This window comes from Rhizobium sp. CF142, from assembly GCF_000281145.1.
Taxonomy (GTDB): Bacteria; Pseudomonadota; Alphaproteobacteria; order Rhizobiales; family Rhizobiaceae; genus Rhizobium.
Window position 1 is genome coordinate 1 of the sequence record NZ_AJWE01000136.1, and the last position, 16,067, is coordinate 16,067.

The 16,067-nt window shown below is 59.3% G+C and carries 16 protein-coding genes; 11 read left to right on the forward strand and 5 right to left on the reverse strand.

Annotation, left to right across the window (positions count from 1 at the left end; translation table 11 throughout):
* Positions 1 to 326: 326 nt before the first annotated feature.
* On the forward strand, positions 327 to 1,430 hold the full coding sequence (gmd, locus tag PMI11_RS34365; RefSeq protein WP_007826842.1) for a GDP-mannose 4,6-dehydratase: 1,104 nt from the start codon (positions 327 to 329) through the stop codon (positions 1,428 to 1,430).
* Positions 1,423 to 2,394 (forward strand): GDP-L-fucose synthase, encoded by a 972-nt coding sequence (locus tag PMI11_RS34370; protein ID WP_007826843.1) that lies wholly within the window; start codon positions 1,423 to 1,425, stop codon positions 2,392 to 2,394. The genes gmd and PMI11_RS34370 overlap by 8 nt, the downstream gene beginning before the upstream one ends.
* A gap of 65 nt (positions 2,395 to 2,459) precedes the next feature.
* On the opposite strand, the gene PMI11_RS34375 is transcribed toward PMI11_RS34370, so the two are convergent.
* Both PMI11_RS34375 and PMI11_RS34380 read right to left on the reverse strand, forming a co-directional pair.
* Positions 2,460 to 4,268, reverse strand: coding sequence for a bifunctional diguanylate cyclase/phosphodiesterase (locus tag PMI11_RS34375; protein WP_162137089.1), 1,809 nt, complete (start codon positions 4,266 to 4,268; stop codon positions 2,460 to 2,462).
* A gap of 245 nt (positions 4,269 to 4,513) precedes the next feature.
* Positions 4,514 to 5,149: a GntR family transcriptional regulator gene (locus PMI11_RS34380; RefSeq protein ID WP_007826845.1), complete on the reverse strand. Its 636-nt coding sequence runs from the start codon at positions 5,147 to 5,149 to the stop codon at positions 4,514 to 4,516.
* Between the two features lie 177 nt (positions 5,150 to 5,326).
* Here PMI11_RS34380 and PMI11_RS34385 point away from each other — a divergent pair, with 177 nt between their 5' ends.
* The 6 genes from PMI11_RS34385 to PMI11_RS34410 all read left to right on the forward strand — a co-directional run bounded on the left by PMI11_RS34385 (position 5,327) and on the right by PMI11_RS34410 (position 10,538).
* Positions 5,327 to 6,751, forward strand: a complete 1,425-nt coding sequence (locus tag PMI11_RS34385; RefSeq protein ID WP_007826848.1) for a M20 family metallopeptidase — start codon at positions 5,327 to 5,329, stop codon at positions 6,749 to 6,751.
* Positions 6,748 to 7,467, forward strand: coding sequence for an ABC transporter permease (locus PMI11_RS34390; RefSeq protein ID WP_007826850.1), 720 nt, complete (start codon positions 6,748 to 6,750; stop codon positions 7,465 to 7,467). The genes PMI11_RS34385 and PMI11_RS34390 overlap by 4 nt, the downstream gene beginning before the upstream one ends.
* Positions 7,467 to 8,207 carry an ABC transporter permease gene (locus tag PMI11_RS34395; RefSeq protein ID WP_007826852.1) on the forward strand — a complete coding sequence of 247 codons (741 nt, stop codon included), beginning with the start codon at positions 7,467 to 7,469 and terminating at the stop codon, positions 8,205 to 8,207. Before PMI11_RS34390 ends, PMI11_RS34395 begins: the two co-directional genes overlap by 1 nt.
* Entirely contained in the window at positions 8,204 to 8,986 is a 783-nt protein-coding gene (locus PMI11_RS34400; RefSeq protein WP_007826854.1) for an ABC transporter ATP-binding protein, read from the forward strand. Before PMI11_RS34395 ends, PMI11_RS34400 begins: the two co-directional genes overlap by 4 nt.
* A 36-nt stretch (positions 8,987 to 9,022) precedes the next feature.
* A complete protein-coding gene (locus PMI11_RS34405) occupies positions 9,023 to 9,880 on the forward strand; it encodes a transporter substrate-binding domain-containing protein (RefSeq protein ID WP_007826856.1) in 858 nt (285 codons plus the stop codon).
* Between the two features lie 280 nt (positions 9,881 to 10,160).
* A complete protein-coding gene (locus PMI11_RS34410) occupies positions 10,161 to 10,538 on the forward strand; it encodes a hypothetical protein (protein WP_007826858.1) in 378 nt (125 codons plus the stop codon).
* A gap of 114 nt (positions 10,539 to 10,652) precedes the next feature.
* Here PMI11_RS34410 and PMI11_RS36135 read toward each other — a convergent pair whose 3' ends face one another.
* Both PMI11_RS36135 and PMI11_RS34420 read right to left on the reverse strand, forming a co-directional pair.
* Positions 10,653 to 11,255 (reverse strand): DUF309 domain-containing protein, encoded by a 603-nt coding sequence (locus PMI11_RS36135; protein ID WP_244430754.1) that lies wholly within the window; start codon positions 11,253 to 11,255, stop codon positions 10,653 to 10,655.
* A 75-nt stretch (positions 11,256 to 11,330) separates the two neighbouring features.
* Positions 11,331 to 12,251 carry an MYG1 family protein gene (locus PMI11_RS34420; protein ID WP_007826866.1) on the reverse strand — a complete coding sequence of 307 codons (921 nt, stop codon included), beginning with the start codon at positions 12,249 to 12,251 and terminating at the stop codon, positions 11,331 to 11,333.
* 480 nt (positions 12,252 to 12,731) lie between these two features.
* Here PMI11_RS34420 and PMI11_RS37560 point away from each other — a divergent pair, with 480 nt between their 5' ends.
* Positions 12,732 to 12,932: a DUF4167 domain-containing protein gene (locus PMI11_RS37560; protein WP_007826869.1), complete on the forward strand. Its 201-nt coding sequence runs from the start codon at positions 12,732 to 12,734 to the stop codon at positions 12,930 to 12,932.
* Positions 12,929 to 13,954, forward strand: a complete 1,026-nt coding sequence (locus tag PMI11_RS34430; protein ID WP_007826871.1) for a fatty acid desaturase — start codon at positions 12,929 to 12,931, stop codon at positions 13,952 to 13,954. Before PMI11_RS37560 ends, PMI11_RS34430 begins: the two co-directional genes overlap by 4 nt.
* Before the next feature lie 27 nt (positions 13,955 to 13,981).
* Here PMI11_RS34430 and PMI11_RS34435 read toward each other — a convergent pair whose 3' ends face one another.
* Complete coding sequence (locus PMI11_RS34435; protein WP_007826873.1) at positions 13,982 to 14,785, reverse strand: helix-turn-helix transcriptional regulator; 804 nt, start codon at positions 14,783 to 14,785, stop codon at positions 13,982 to 13,984.
* Between the two features lie 190 nt (positions 14,786 to 14,975).
* Here PMI11_RS34435 and PMI11_RS34440 point away from each other — a divergent pair, with 190 nt between their 5' ends.
* Positions 14,976 to 16,064: an ABC transporter ATP-binding protein gene (locus PMI11_RS34440; protein ID WP_037072680.1), complete on the forward strand. Its 1,089-nt coding sequence runs from the start codon at positions 14,976 to 14,978 to the stop codon at positions 16,062 to 16,064.
* Positions 16,065 to 16,067 lie beyond the last annotated feature (3 nt).

Sequence of the window (16,067 nt, forward strand, 5' to 3'; positions counted from 1 at the left end):
AACCCAAACAGCACGCCAAATATAACTTCCGTGACTCCGAATTGTACGCAAGGTCGTTGATGACCTATCAGAATTTCGAGACATCGCCGATCGCGGCATGGTTCACCCTGCGTTGGCTGCACCCGTATCTGGGGATGCAAAAATGAGGGCCAGACGTTTCGATCACCCGCATCACAGGCAAGGCGGGAACCGCCGTTCAAACACCGAAATACCGCCTGTCGATGGCATTCGGCGAGGCATTGCACCTGCATGGGGCGGCATAACGCCCGTCTCTTGCAGCATCGACTTCCCAGAAACAGCGTTAGTATTCGAGTTGGAGAGCGATCATGGATACCGGAATGAGACATGACAGGAAAGTTGCACTGATTACCGGCGTAACAGGTCAGGATGGTGCGTATCTGGCCGAGTTGCTCCTGGACAAGGGCTATATTGTTCACGGCATCAAGCGGCGTTCGTCGTCCTTCAACACCAATCGCATCGAGCATCTCTACGAGGATCCTCATGTCGAGAATCCGCGCTTCATCCTGCACTACGGAGATATGACCGACGCGACAAACCTCATCCGGATCGTCCAGGAAACGCAGCCCGACGAGATCTACAATCTTGCCGCACAAAGCCACGTCCAGGTGTCTTTCGAGACGCCGGAATACACCGCCAACGCGGATGGGACGGGCACTCTGCGGCTGCTTGAAGCTATTCGCCTACTGGGCCTGACCAAGAAGACCCGTTTCTATCAGGCATCCACCTCCGAACTCTACGGCAAAGTTCAGGCGGTCCCGCAGAACGAAACGACGCCTTTCTACCCTCGATCCCCCTACGCGGCTGCCAAGCTCTATGCCTATTGGATCGTCGTGAATTATCGCGAGGCTTATGGCATGCATGCCTCGAACGGCATCCTGTTCAACCATGAAAGCCCGATCCGTGGCGAAACCTTCGTGACCCGCAAGATCACCCGGGCGGCGGCTGCCATCCATCTCGGCCTGCAGGACCGGCTCTATCTCGGCAATCTGGATGCCAAGCGCGATTGGGGACATGCACGAGAATATGTCCGCGGCATGTGGCTGATGCTGCAGCAGGACGAACCGGAGGATTATGTTCTTGCGACCGGCGAAACGCATTCGGTTCGCTCTTTTGTCGAGAAGGCCTTTGCCAGGGTAGGCATGCCGATTGATTGGCGTGGGGAAGGTGCCGAGGAAAAGGGGTACGACAAGATATCCGGCCGCTGCGTGGTGGAGGTCGATCCGGCCTATTTTCGGCCCACTGAAGTCGACCTTCTGCTCGGAGATCCGACAAAGGCGCATACAAAGCTCGGCTGGAAAAACGAGATCAGTCTTGACCAGCTGGTTGCGGAGATGGTTCGCGAGGACCTGAAAGTCATGGCCCGCAATGTTCCCTTGGTCGGTGCGAACAAGGGCCTGGTCCATGCCTGAGGTCATCTACAGCCTTGCCGGAAAAAAAGTCTATGTCGCGGGACACCGCGGCATGGTGGGCTCTGCGATCGTGCGGCGTCTCGCGTCCGAGGGCTGTGAGATCTTGACGGCCCTGCACGCCGAGGTCGATCTGAGGCGGCAGGATCAGGTGGAGGCATGGATGGGGAAAAACCGTCCCGATGCCGTCTTTCTGGCGGCTGCGAAGGTCGGCGGTATTCTCGCCAATGATACCTATCCGGCCGACTTCCTCTACGACAACCTTATCCTCGAGGCGAACGTCATCCACGCCGCTTGTAAAGTTCGCGTCGAAAAGCTGATGTTCCTGGGTTCGTCCTGCATCTACCCGAAGTTCGCCGATCAGCCGATCGTCGAAGAGGCGCTTCTCACCGGGTCGCTCGAACCCACGAATGAATGGTACGCGATCGCCAAAATTGCCGGACTGAAGCTTTGCGCTGCCTACCGAAAACAGCATGGCAAGGATTTCATCTCGGCCATGCCCACCAATCTCTATGGGCCAGGCGACAACTTCGACCTCGATTCAAGCCATGTCATGCCGGCGCTGATACGCAAGGCGCATGAGGCCAAGCTCAATGGCGAGCAGGAAATACGCATCTGGGGCACAGGAACGCCGCTGCGCGAGTTCCTGCATGTCGATGATTGCGCCGACGCCTGCATCCATCTCATGAAGACCTATTCCGCCGAAAGTCACGTGAATGTGGGCTCAGGCGAAGACATCAGCATCCTGGAATTGGCAGGACTTGTCGCAGAGGTCATCGGATTCGAAGGCGAGATCACGCGGGACCTCAGCAAACCGGACGGCACGCCACGCAAGCTCATGAGCGCCGACAAGCTCCGCGCGCTCGGCTGGTCACCGAAGATAGGCCTGAAGGAGGGCATTGCAGACGCCTACCAGTCCTTCCTGAAGGGGAATTATCTCGAGCGCCACAACGAGGCTGCAGAGTGAGCGCAGCTCAGTTGTGGTCACAATAGTCGCGTTATCTGACGCGCCTGATCGTCAGCGTATCAAGGTCACGGGCCGCTTGAGTTTTCGCTTCGCCTTGCTTGCCGAAGGGGAGCCTCGGCCCGCAACGCTTCCGTTGCCCGGTCGCGGTCAACCGGACGGCCGAACAGATATCCCTGCACATAGGGGCATCCGAGGCGCCGCAGACGTTCTGCCTGATCTTCCGTTTCCACACCTTCGGCCACAATCCGTGTACCAAGTCCGATCGACATGTCGAGAAGGGCTTTAACGATGACTGCGCCGGGTCCGTCGGACATCCGGTCAATGAAGGTCTTGTCAATCTTGATGATGTCGACGGGGAAATTCAGCAGATGCGTGAGCGAGGCATACCCTGTGCCGAAATCATCAAGCGCCACAAGCAGCCCTTCCCTTCGAAGCTCCTCGATCGCTTTTGCGACCTTCCCGTCTTTTTCATCCATATAGACCGTTTCGGTGACCTCGAGCACGACATGCTTGAGGGGCGTGCGGTGGCGGGCAAAAACGCTTTTGATCCGCTCGCAGAGATTTCCCTGATTGAAATCCGCCATCGATACGTTGACGCTGACATATTGAAACGAGAGCCCGAGATCGAGCCAGTATCGGATGTCGCGGGCGACCTGCTCCAGCATCCGGTCTGTCAGGAGATAGCCCACCGACGGATCCTGGAGCGCCTCGGCAAACGCGCCGGGTGAAAGGATCTGGCCACCGTCCGTACGAATGCGGCACAAAGCCTCAAGGCCAACGATTTCCTGCGTTGGAAGGCTGACAATCGGTTGGTAATGCGCCTCTATCCGATCTTCGGCCAAGGCGCTCGTCACTGTCTGCAGCGCACGAAACCGGTTTGCGATCGCCCCGGCAAGATCGTCGCTGTAAAGCACAAAACCGCCTCTGGCTGTCTGCTTGGCATGGTGGAGTGCGAGATTTGCATGTTGCAGAAAGGTCGGAACGTCGGGTGGCCCGGACGGTTCGAAGGTTGCGCCCCCGCACGTGACCGAGACCGGCAGGAGATGTTCGTCGCGCTGCGGCGTCCGGTTCTCCATAGCACGTAGAATTTCTGCCGAAACCGCTGATAGGTCCGTTGCGGAACGATTTTCGATCAATACTGCGAACTCATCGGCGTCCACCCTGAAGATCGCCGCCGGCGCCGCGATCCGTGCAACCGTTTGACCGACCTCCAGGATCAATCTGTCGCCGGTCGCATGCCCGAAGGCGTCGTTGACCCGGCCGAGATGATCGATATCGACGAGCAGAACCGAATGAGGGGCAGAAGCACCATCGACGGCCGCCTCCAGCGTTTTCAAAAAGTTGGCGCGGTTGCCGAAGCCGGTGAGATTGTCGAAAAAGGCGAGCCTTTGATTATCGGCTTTCACCTCCTCGCGCTCGAGCACCAGCGAGCAAAGGTCGAGACACTCGGCAACGATCATGCGTTCTTCTGGCGTGGGGCCGCGATTCTCCTTGTAGTAAAATCCGAACGCGCCGAGCACGCGTCCGTCGCTGCGCAGGATGGGGCTCGACCAACACGCCTTGACGCCATGTTCTTTCGCAAGGATGTCGGCAAGCGGCCGATAGGGCGTCCAAAGCGGGTCTGCAAAGATATCGGTGACGGCGATCGGCCTGCGGAAATGGGCAGCCGTGCCGCACGAGCCAACATCAGGCCCGATCGGTATTCCGTCGAGCGCATCCGAATAGGTTTTGGCGATCGTTGGCCCCGCCAGGGGATGCAGGAGCCCTTCGCGGTCAACGGTCACGATTGAGCAAATGACGCCGGCTGCGAGCCGTTCAGCATGCTCGCAAATACGATCGCAGGCGTCTTCGAGGGAAGACCCCCGTGCCAGCATATCCAAGATTTCCTGCTGAAGCTGTCCTCGCATGCCCGGCCTCGTCATGTTGCCTTTCGCTCGAATGGCCTCGAAACCCGTTCGACCGGTTACGATCGAAACTAGCAGGTACTATGTTACGGGTTCGGAAATTTATCGACTACAATTCGAAGCCCGAGACATATGGTACGTTCTCGCCTTATGGGTGGTCGTGGCCGCAAGTTACCACTACGGCGAAGTGAATGGCGGGGATAGGTTAGTCACGTTTAGCCTTGGAGAATGTGTTGCCGCACCAGTTCCTTCAGACCCTCCGTATCGGCAGCTTCGATTGCATCGACCATCAGGTGGTGCTCCCGGCCCGACTGTTCCACACGGGCGCGCGTTCGCCACTGCGAAACCGGCGCCGATGAGGTCCGCTGGCGAATTTCCGTGATGAGGTCAACCAATTCCTGATTGCCGCCGAGGATCAGCAATTGGCGGTGAAAGGCGAGATTTGCTTCATAGAGTTCCAGCATCGTGCCATTCAGCACCATGAAGTCGAACTGCTCTGCCAGTCCGCGCAGATTCGCGATGTCCGCCGGCGAGGCGTTCTGAATGATCGTTCCGACGATGGCGGTTTCCAGGATGATGCGGATCTCGCTTACTTCCCGCGCGCGCCGACCGTCCGGCTCGTAGACATGGTAGCCGCGGTTCGGCACATGTTCGACAAGCCTCTTCTGGGCGAGGCGATCGAGAGCCCGGCGCACTTCAGGCCGCGTGCAATTATAACGTCGCTCGAGATCGATCTGCTTCAGCCATGTTCCAGGCAAGAGGACACCGGCCAGAATATCCTGAAGCACGAGATCCGTCACGTCGCGCCCATTGGACACTCCCTGCCCCGAATCCATCATGACATCCGCCATTCGAACTTCTCCTGACTTTCTGCATCGATACCACGGGCTGAGGCATTTTCGTAAGGCAGCCCGAACAGTTTGCCGTGATGAAAATTTATTCGTGCACACGGATTGCGCATAAATTTTTTGTATCCTAAATTGGCGCCAATTTTGGATACTATGTAAGACGAAGCTGTTTTGGAAGCCATGAAAAACTCGGAAGCCGTGTGGGACATCGTTGAAGCCAAGAGCGCAGCCTTCTTTGCGCTCAGCGATCGGATCTGGGATATGCCGGAGACGAATTACGAAGAATATCGCTCCGCCGAAGAGCACGCGCGCCAGCTGGAAGCGGAAGGATTTCGTGTCGAGCGCGGCGTTGCGGGACTGCCGACGGCTGTCATGGGCGAAGCCGGCGAAGGTGGTCCTGTCATCGCGATCCTCGGGGAATTCGATGCACTGCCCGGGCTTAGCCAGGAGGCCGGTCTCGCTGAAAAGCGTGAAGTGACGGCAAATGGCAATGGCCATGGATGCGGCCACAACATGCTTGGCGCCGGTTCGATGCTGGCGGCAGCGGCAGTGAAGGACTTCCTCGCCACAAACGGCCTCAAGGGCCGCGTGCGTTATTACGGCTGCCCGGCAGAAGAAGGCGGGTCCTCCAAGGGCTTCATGGTTCGTGCAGGTATCTTCGATGACGTCGACATTGCCATTTGCTGGCATCCGGCTGCCTTTGCCGGCGTCAATAACCCGGTCTCGCTTGCCTGCAACGAACTCAACTTCCATTTCACCGGCCGAGCCTCGCACGCCTCGGCAACGCCGCATCTCGGCCGCAGCGCGCTCGATGCCGTCGAACTGATGAATGTCGGCGTCAACTATATGCGCGAGCATATGCCTTCGACGGCGCGCGTCCATTATGCTGTAACCGATACAGGCGGGTCGGCGCCGAACGTGGTGCAGGCCCGTGCGACGGTGCGCTATCTCATCCGCTCCCGAAATCTCCCCGAACTCCTGTCGCTCGTCGCCCGTGTCAAAAAGGTGGCTGAGGGCGCAGCCCTCATGACCGAGACGTCGGTCCGCAGCGAAGTGATCAGTGGTGACGCCAATCTCGTCGGCAACGTTCCGCTCGAAGAACTGATGTTTGCCAACCTCGAACGCCTCGGCCCGCCCGTCTTCGATGAAGACGACCGCGCCACTGCCCGGACATTCCAGGCAACCATGAGCGCCGAGGACATCGCCTCTTCCTACGCACGCTTCGGTCTTAAGCCGAAGAAGGACCAGCCGCTTTGCGAGGAAATCTTCCCGCTCTATGCCGGCGACAGCACAATCGTCGGCTCGACCGATGTGGGGAGCGTCAGCTGGGTCGTACCAACGGTACAGATGCGCGGCGCGACCTATGCGATCGGCACGCCCGGTCACTCCTGGCAGCTGGTTGCTCAGGGCAAGCTTCCGGCAGCCCATAAAGGCACGGAACACGCGGCAAAGGTCATGGCGAGCACCGTCATCGACCTGATCGGCAATCCGGCACTCATCGAGGCAGCCAAGGCGGACCTGAAGGGCCGTCTCGATGGGACACCTTTCGTCAATCCGATCCCGGACGACGTTCAGCCACCGCTGCCGGAGAAGCAGTCACTATGAACCAGCCCGGCATCCTCGAGCTCATAAGCTTCGGCCCCGATGGTTGGGGCAAGGCGCTGCTGGCCGGCGCGTGGATGACGATTCTGGTTGCGATTTCCGGTTATGCGATCGGCGCTGTCATCGGCACTTTCGGCGCCTGGGCGAAAATATCGGGCGGGCGAAGCCTCCGGATCGCCGCCGACACCTATACGACGGTCCTTCGCGGCATACCGGATCTTCTGGTCATTTACCTCTTCTATTTCGGCGGCAGCGCCGCCGTCACCGCTCTCGGCCGCCTGTTCGGCGCTGAAGGTTTCCTCGGTTTTCCGGGTTTTCTCGCCGGATCTCTTGCTGTCGGCGTCACCTCAGGTGCGCAATTTACCGAAGTCTTCCGTGGGGCGTTCAAGGCGGTCCATTCCGGTGAGATCGAAGCTGCCATTGCCTGCGGCATGGGCCGTATATTGCGGTTCCGCCGTATCGTCGCGCCGCTGACGCTTCGCCACGCGCTTCCGGGCCTCGGCAATGTCTGGCAGGTCGTTCTGAAAGAGTCCGCGCTCGTCTCCATCACCGGCGTCGCCGAACTGCTTCGCCAGACACAGGTGGCGGCAGGTTCGACCGGTCTGCCCTTCGATTTCTATGTCGTTGCGGGAGCGATCTATCTCATTATTTCAACCGGTTCCGGCCTTTTCCTAAGGCGAGCTGAAAAGCACTTCTCTCGCGGCGTGAGGAGAGGCTGATGGATTGGCAATTTCTCGGCGAAACCTTCGTCAGTCTCGTTTCCGCCATCCCGCTGACGCTTCAACTTGCCGCGACCTCGATCGCGCTCGGCGCCATCCTGGCGCTCGCGATCGCACTGTGCCGGCTCTCCGGCATCATGGTGCTCGAATGGTTTGCGCGCGCCTATGTCTTCGTCTTCCGCGGAACGCCTCTGCTCGTGCAGATCTTCCTGATCTATTACGGGCTCGGCCAGTTTCCCGAGGTCAGGCACAGCATCTTCTGGCCGTTCCTGCGTGAACCCTATTGGTGCGCCGTGCTTGCGCTGACCATGAATACGGCCGCTTACGCCAGCGAGATCATTCGCGGCGGACTTCAGTCTGTGTCTTTCGGCCAGATCGAGGCGGCGCGCGCCTGCGGCATGCCCCGGCTTACGCAGTTCCGTCGCATCGTTCTTCCGCTTGCAATCCGACAGGCGCTGCCGGCTTACAGTAACGAGATGATCGCCATGGTGAAGGCAACGTCGCTCGCCTCGATCATCACCCTGATGGAGGTGACAGGCGTCGCCGCCAAGATCATTTCCGAGACTTACCGGGCAATCGAAGTCTTCATCGTTGCAGGCGCCATTTACCTGGCGATCAACTTCCTGCTGACGCGCCTCGTCCACCTTGTCGAATATTGGCTGAGCCCGCATCTGCGCCAACCTGTTCCCCACCATCCGGTGGCCGCCCCCGCATCCGCACTCGAAGGAGACGCCCGATGACTGCGGCGAATGCCCCTCTTTCTCCGATCGCGCTCAGCGTGAAGGATCTGCACAAGAGCTTCGGGCCTATGGAGGTCCTGAAAGGCATCTCGCTTGATGCACATGAAGGCGATGTCGTATCGATCCTCGGGTCTTCCGGTTCGGGAAAGTCTACCTTTCTGCGCTGCATCAACCTTCTGGAGATGCCGAATTCCGGCGAGGTGACCGTCGCAGGCGAGACGATCCGCATGGTGGCCGACCACAAAGGCGGCAGTCGGCCAGCGGAACGCAGGCAGGTCGACCGTATCCGCTCGCAGCTCGGCATGGTCTTCCAGAGCTTCAATCTCTGGTCTCACAAGACCGTGCTCGAAAACGTCATCGAGGCGCCGGTGCATGTGCTCGGCCGCTCGAAGGCGGAATGCATCGAGGAAGCCGAGGCCCTGCTTGCCAAGGTCGGCATTGCTGAGAAGCGCAATTTCTACCCCTCGCATCTTTCCGGCGGCCAGCAGCAGCGTGCCGCAATCGCACGCGCGCTTGCGATGCGGCCGAAGGTGATGCTCTTCGACGAGCCGACCTCCGCACTCGATCCCGAACTCGTCGGCGAAGTCCTGCGCGTCATGCGCGCGCTCGCCGAGGAAGGCCGCACCATGCTGGTCGTCACCCACGAAATGGGCTTTGCCCGCGATGTCTCCAGCCGGGTCGTCTTCCTGCATCAGGGCGTCGTCGAAGAGGACGGCAAGCCGCAGGAGGTCTTCGCCAATTCCCGGTCGGACCGTTTCCGCCAGTTCATCAGCAAATAGTTTCTCAGCCCAAACAAAGAAAAGGGGAGCAAAAACATGACGTTCTTTTCAAGGGTTCTGACCGCGACATCAGCCGTAGCCATCATCGCGACGGTCGGCATCGCGCATGCCGAAGACAAGAAGTGGACGACGGTGACGATCGCCACCGAAGGCGCCTTCAAGCCCTATAACTTCACCAAGCCGGATGGTTCGCTCGATGGTTACGAGATCGAGCTGACCAAATATCTCTGCGACCACATGAAAGTCGAGTGCAAGATCGTCGTTCAGAATTTCGATGGCATGATCCCGGCGCTGAACGCCGGCAAGTTCGACGCCATCATCTCCGGCATGTCGGCGACGGCCAAGCGCGAAGAGGTTATCGCCTTCAGCGATTCCTACGGCTCCACCGGCCAGGCCTTCGCAACCTCGAAGACGGGCGATCTCGCAAACTTGCCTGAAAAGGGCCAAGTCTTCTCGCTCGCCAGCGATGAAGCGGGCGCTGCTGCCGAGATCGAGAAGATCAAGCCGGCGCTGCAGGGCAAGACGATCGGCGTGCAGACGGCCTCAACCGCAGCGACCTTCGTCGACAAATATCTGAAGGGTGTCGTCGATGTCAGAGAATACAAGACGACGGAAGAGCATGATCTCGATCTCAAAGCCGGTCGTGTCGATATCGTCATGGCGTCCATGGCCTATCTGACCACGGCTTCTGAGAAGCCGGGCAATGAGGATATGACGACCACCGGCCCGCGCTTCCAGGGCGGCTTCCTCGGCCGCGGCAGCTCCGTTGGCCTGCGCAAGAGTGACACCGAGTTGAAGGCCATGTTCAACGACGCAATTGCCGCCGCAAAGGCAGATGGCACGATCAAGACGCTGTCGGAAAAGTGGTTCGGCTTCGACGTGACGCCAAAGTGAGTAAATTTACGATTGATACCCGGCGAGTGAAATTCGCCGGGTATCGCCATTCAGCCTGTCATCGGCGCCTGCGCGTGGCGTACCGCCGATCGTCTTGATGGCAGAGACGTCTGAGCAGCCATAACGCTCAACGTTCCGTCGCGGAATATTCAATGGACAGAGCCTTGCAGCGCTCGTAAGCGGCGTCTACATCGCTATTCGTGTGGTCGCGGGTGTCGCCATCGGCAGTCCGACATTTAAAAGAAACAAGACACGATTTCACTGCGCTGGAGAGGCAGCTATGGCCAATCTTCCCGATATGACGAAACATCGCGGCTTTCCATCGGGCATGCCGGGGAGCGGCATTCAGTTCACCATCCGGCGCGCCAATCCCAGGGGCGTGACGCCGATCAAGGCCCTGCCCCGCCGTGCCCGACCCGGCACGGCAGAGCACCGGGTCGATGCAGCCTTTCTGCATGCGCTCTGGCATCATTTCGGGGCAGAGCCCTTCGAGCGCGGCAATCTGGACGCGGCTCGGCTCAACCTGCTCTTTGGACGAGAAGTGGTGGCTGTGGACAAGGATTTCGATCCGATGTCCTATGAGGCGATGCTCGTCATCGACGAAAAGGTAGCACGTCAGAATTTCCCGGAAGCGTTTGAAGACGTCATGGAAGTTTGATGAGAGCGCTGACGATGGGCAATGAGCGTTGGGTCCATGGCCATCATCATCGGAAAACCGAGCACATAGCGATTGCCCATGTTGTTGTCTCAAACAGAGCTGCCAATAAATCCTTTATGGCGCAAAGCTTCGTGGATTTCCAAGAATGAAATCGTAGACCGGTTCAGGCTGTCCCGGCCCGGTCGTCCGCAAAACCGGCGGAACGCTTGCCGCTGCTTCTGCTCTGTCAGCAAGCATCGCTGGCGACATTCCAAGTGCCTGCGAAAAGGTGTCATGCGGGACTTTCGATAGTTGACGAAACAGCCCGGCGGCGCGGCCAGCATGACGCATGGCCGGTGCGCGCTTGCCTTCGCGGATCTTCACGCCGGCAGCAGAGAGCAGGATCAAGCCCTTAAGCAAGGTGCGCAGCGCACTGCGTCTCGCCGCGACCTGCCAGATCCCTTCCCAGGCCTCATGGGCTTCCCAGTAATAGCCGTGGTTGAAAAGGTCAGAGCCCCACGCGAATTCATCGGAATCGAGTGTCGGAAGAATCGGCGCAGGCTCGACCCCGTAACTATGCCCTGCCGGATCCCTTACGGGATGGGGCATTCGGCCGGGCAAATAGGCGTAGCGCGGAAAGCTTCTCTCCGGCAGTCGACGAGGACGTTGCATAGGCTCAACAATCATCATGCCGGTGAGCATGATCGCAAGCGAAGCTGTGTGCAAGCCGACCGACAAATCGCTTCGGCGCCGGCCATTGGATCGGCTTTCCTTATAAGCGCGGAACGACGTCGCCGACGCACGGTAGTCGTCCTACGACAACGCCTCGTCTACGGCGATTTGTGCCATCGCAAGTGCTGCTTCGCGGGTTTTTGCCGCTGCGACGAAGAGGCCTTTGTGGCAGAAGGTTGCTCCTTCGACGCCGCAGACGCGCTCGAGTTCCTGGCCGGTCAATCCCGCCCAGGATGCAGGCAAATCGGCGCGCAGCTCGAAGCCTTCGTCAGCGCGGCGGATACCGGTCAGACACCAGTCGTTTTCGCGGGGGTGAACGACGAAAAGCAGATGATCGGCCTTCGCCCTTACAATTGCCGCACGAAAAGGCATGCCCACCGGCAGTTCGAGGACGCGCGCCTCGCCTGTTTCGTTGATCGCCTTGAGAACGAGGGCTTCGGCGCGCAGCTTGGCATCCTGCGCCGCGATACCGGCCTCGACGAAGCTTCGCGCGATCGAAAGGGCGGCATGGAATGCCCTGTCATCGGCCTCGGGATCCTTGGCATCGAAAACGGGCTTCAGGGTTTCCAGCAGGGCCGGCAGCGTAAGGCCGGCCAGTTCGCCTGCGATGGAAGGATCAAGTGCACCATTGTCGGTCAGATCGACCGGCAAGACGAACTTGGCATCGAACGAAGCATGTACCGGGGAAATATGCGCTTCGGGCACTCCCAGTGCTGCAAGATAATCGGCCCCATAGTGTTTCCAAACCAGGCCGAAGGAACTGTAAGGCCGTCCGTCCTGACGCACGGGCGCGCCACGTTGATGGTGGTCGAAAATACCTGCGGCGGGATCATACTGCCCGCCAACGTCGTAGATGATGCGATCGACGGCCGGTGTGGTCCATTCAACATTTCGGCTGCGAATGATCCTGGCCTCAGGGAACAGCCGGGTCAGGATGACGCTCGAAAGCAGCTCATCGGCGTGGAAGCCGCCGGAATGCGTAACCAGGTATGAAGGGGTCATTGTCAGATGCGTCTCTCGGAACCGGGACTTTGTTGCCCGTCCTGATAGCCTGCGTCGATCGCCAGCTCAACAGCGGGTGCGGGAAGCGACCGCAGAATTCTTTCGATCCGGATAGCTTCGAGACATCCTGGACGTGATGCAGCCACAATACCACGGTAATACCATAAACATCCGAGGACATTGTATCCTCGATGATCAGGCTACGTTGTCCGATTGCCGACGTGTGCTTGCGACCTTCCCATCAGCGATTTGTAGCAGCCGCAGTGGAGTATTGCTTCTGCGCGTGGATCCCATACAGACCAGATCAGAACGACCCTATCTGCTGGCGGAAACCCTGCCTGGCCAATCGCTAACGCCCCCTACCGCAGTCTTCTAAGGCAAGGCATCAGGTGCAAGCTGCGATGGCGGATCGTCGCCGCAGAGCGCTCAAGCAATCATTTTCAGACAATCAGGAGCGAACCCTCGCGGTTCGGATTTATCATGAATAATCACCATTTCGCCCAACCCAATAGAAGTGCTACACCATCGAGACAGCGCCTGCTGGACCGATACAAGCAGTACCTTCAGTTTGCCGAGCTGAAGTCTTTGGCCGGCGACCGGATCGGCGCAGAAAATGACTACCAGCATGCCGAACATTTCTTCCGCAGCGCTGCCCAACAGAAAGACGCCGACCGACTATGAACGCAACGATGACGGCCGGCCAAGACGCCGGTGCCGAAAAAGCCTGGCTCAAGATTCTCTCGAACTACCGAAAACCCAATACAGGCCGAAGCCTGTATGAATTGGCAGTGACCCTGATCCCGTTTGTCCTTTTTTGGGCGGCAGCGTGGGTTGCGATCCACTTTGGCTATTGGCTCGGCATAATCCTCGTCGTCCCGGCCGCCGGCTTCCTTTTGCGGCTCTTCATGCTGCAACATGATTGCGGGCACGGTTCGTTCTTCGGACGGCGTCAGTGGGATGACTGGACAGGGCGCGTGATCGGCATCCTCACGCTCACACCCTACGACTATTGGCGCCGCGCGCACGCGGAGCACCATGCCTCAGCCGGCAATCTGGATGAGAGGGGCGTCGGTGATATCACCACGCTGACGGTCGAGGAATATCGCGCCCTGACGGGTCGAGGAAAACTCGCCTATCGCCTCTATCGGCATCCATTGGTCATGTTCGGCATTGGCCCTGCCTATCTTTTTCTCTTCAAGCAAAGGCTGCCGTTCGGCATGATGCGCTCTGGGGCATTGCCCTGGATTTCCACGATGGCGACCAACGCCGGCATTGCTGCACTTGCCATTCTCCTCATCTGGGCCGTCGGGATCGTTCCCTTTCTGCTGATCCATTTGCCAACCGTTCTGCTTGCCGGATCGGCCGGTGTCTGGCTTTTCTATGTTCAACACCAATTCGAAGACACCCACTGGTCCAAGCCTCCGGAATGGACATTCCCCTATTCCGCCATGCATGGCGCCTCGCATTATGATCTTCCACGTCCTCTGCGATGGATCACAGCCAATATCGGCATGCACCATGTTCACCATCTGTCGAGCCGAGTGCCGTTTTACCGGTTGCCGGAAGTGCTGCGTGACTATCCGGAGTTGGCTAAACTTGGGCGCATCAACATTCGTGACAGCCTCAGCTGCGTGAAACTCATCCTCTGGGACGAGACGGCACGACGGCTGATTTCGCTGCGTGAGGCAGAGGCGCGCGCCTAACAGCAGCCCGGGGCGCGCAGCAATCGATCAGCTCAGATTCTTCAAATAGAGCGAGAGCAGCTGCGTCTGCGAGGAGATGCCGAGCTTGCGGTAGACGTTGCGGCGGTGAACCTTCACCGTCCCCGTCGAGATGTTAAGCTTGAGACCGATCGATTCTGACGAATGGCCCTGCAGCACCAGCTCGACGATGGCCGTTTCACGGCTCGTCAGGTTGAGGTCGTGCCAGACGGTATCGGCGCGCGGGATGCCCTCGCTTTTGCGGCGGCTCCTGCCTCTTGCGGCAAGCTGCGTATCGAAGCGCGGCGCGAGCCCGGCCCAATACTGTTTCACCATGCTGGCCACGAGCGGCTCGACCTTTTTCAGCGTCACGAATTCGGCGGGCGGGAAAGCGCCGGTCTTTTCGCGCCGCATCAGTGACAACACGACCGTGATATCGCCATCGACAGGTACGAAGAAGCCGATTTCCTCGGCAAGTCCGGTCTGGACGTAATAGGTGCGATAATATTCGCTGGAAAAGAACCGGTCCGGCGCCAACTCGCGCATCCTGAAGGCGCCTTCACGCCTCTCCCGAGCGGTATGATAGAAGGGATCGAGCAGGTAAGGACCGGCCTGATAGAGCGTCACGAAAACGACGTGCTCATCGCGATCGAAGGTGCTGTAGAGATCGATGGGCCGCTCTTTTCCGCGATAGGCGAACACGACGACATAGTCGAAGCGCACGAGTGCGGCCATCATCTGGCGGAACGTATCGCCGAAGCCCGCATCCGTCATGGCTGACTTGCCGACCGTGGCATTGAAAGCGGCAAACAGCGTCTCCAGGTCGATACTCACTAGCCCTTCCCCTTCGCCGTACCGCGCAATTTCACGCAGCCCGGATATACACCTTCCACGAAACGTTGTGCGCCTAAATACCTCTCTCGGGGTATATACCGCGCAGGAAGCTCAGGCTTACTCTTTCTTTAACGACGGTGGCAATAAGGCAGCGACAGACTGCCATTCCAACCAACCGCAGGGAACAGACGTGGCATCCGCTTCGACGAACGATATCGAATTCCGTTCGGTCACCAAGAACTATGGCGCCGTGACCGCTGTAACGGACATCAACCTTACTGTGCCCAAGGGTGCGTTCCTGGCGCTGCTCGGGCCTTCGGGCTGCGGCAAGACGACCTGCCTGCGCATGATCGGCGGTTTCGAACAGCCGAGCGAAGGCACGGTGCTGATCGACGGGCGCGAGATGAACGGCGTTCCGGCCTATCGCCGACCCGTCAACATGGTCTTCCAGCACTATGCGCTGTTTCCGCATTTCAATGTCGAGCAGAACGTCGCCTATGGGCTGAAGCAGATGCGCCCGAGGATCGGGACGGCGGAGATCGACCGCCGTGTCGCAGAGGCGCTCGAAATGGTCCGGCTTGGCGGCTTTGCCAAGCGGCGGATCCATGAAATGTCGGGCGGCCAGCAACAGCGCGTGGCGCTCGCTCGCGCCATCGTCAACCGGCCTTCCGTCCTGCTGCTCGACGAGCCCCTGGCAGCCCTCGACAAGAAGCTGCGCTCGGCGATGCAGATCGAGCTGCAGACCCTGCAGCGGGAACTCGGCATCACTTTCGTCCTCGTCACCCACGACCAGGAAGAGGCGCTTTCGATGGCTGATATCGTCTGCGTGATGAGTGCCGGACGCATCCGTCAACTCGGCAGCCCGCAGGAAGTCTATGACCGCCCGGCCGATCTTTTCGTCGCCGATTTCGTCGGCAAGACCAACCGCATCACCGCTGCGATGGAAGCTGATGGTACGACGCTGCGGCTGGCCGACGGTTCGGCGATCGCCTCCGGCAAGCAGCTGGCGTCAGGCGACGTCATCGCTGCACTCCGTCCCGAGGCGATCCATATGACACGCAGGGTGGCGGCCGGCACGTCGTTCAAGGGTACGGTGACGCACCGCATCTTCCTCGGCTCGTCGGCGGAATATGCCGTCAGCGTACCGGGGCTTGGCGACTTCCTGATTACAGCCGATCGCCGCAGCATGAACGAGAGCGATCTCGTGGAGCCGGGCGAGGAGGTTTTCCTCGGCTTCGACCCTGCCGCCATCCATGTCTTTCCAGCATCGAATGCATAAACC

Coding starts and splice junctions, on each gene's coding strand:
- gmd (WP_007826842.1), top strand. CDS start 327: ATGGATACCGGAATGAGACATGACAGGAAAGTTGCACTGATTACCGGC.
- PMI11_RS34370 (WP_007826843.1), top strand. CDS start 1,423: ATGCCTGAGGTCATCTACAGCCTTGCCGGAAAAAAAGTCTATGTCGCG.
- PMI11_RS34375 (WP_162137089.1), bottom strand. CDS start 4,268: ATGCTGGCACGGGGGTCTTCCCTCGAAGACGCCTGCGATCGTATTTGC.
- PMI11_RS34380 (WP_007826845.1), bottom strand. CDS start 5,149: ATGGCGGATGTCATGATGGATTCGGGGCAGGGAGTGTCCAATGGGCGC.
- PMI11_RS34385 (WP_007826848.1), top strand. CDS start 5,327: ATGAAAAACTCGGAAGCCGTGTGGGACATCGTTGAAGCCAAGAGCGCA.
- PMI11_RS34390 (WP_007826850.1), top strand. CDS start 6,748: ATGAACCAGCCCGGCATCCTCGAGCTCATAAGCTTCGGCCCCGATGGT.
- PMI11_RS34395 (WP_007826852.1), top strand. CDS start 7,467: ATGGATTGGCAATTTCTCGGCGAAACCTTCGTCAGTCTCGTTTCCGCC.
- PMI11_RS34400 (WP_007826854.1), top strand. CDS start 8,204: ATGACTGCGGCGAATGCCCCTCTTTCTCCGATCGCGCTCAGCGTGAAG.
- PMI11_RS34405 (WP_007826856.1), top strand. CDS start 9,023: ATGACGTTCTTTTCAAGGGTTCTGACCGCGACATCAGCCGTAGCCATC.
- PMI11_RS34410 (WP_007826858.1), top strand. CDS start 10,161: ATGGCCAATCTTCCCGATATGACGAAACATCGCGGCTTTCCATCGGGC.
- PMI11_RS34420 (WP_007826866.1), bottom strand. CDS start 12,251: ATGACCCCTTCATACCTGGTTACGCATTCCGGCGGCTTCCACGCCGAT.
- PMI11_RS37560 (WP_007826869.1), top strand. CDS start 12,732: ATGAATAATCACCATTTCGCCCAACCCAATAGAAGTGCTACACCATCG.
- PMI11_RS34430 (WP_007826871.1), top strand. CDS start 12,929: ATGAACGCAACGATGACGGCCGGCCAAGACGCCGGTGCCGAAAAAGCC.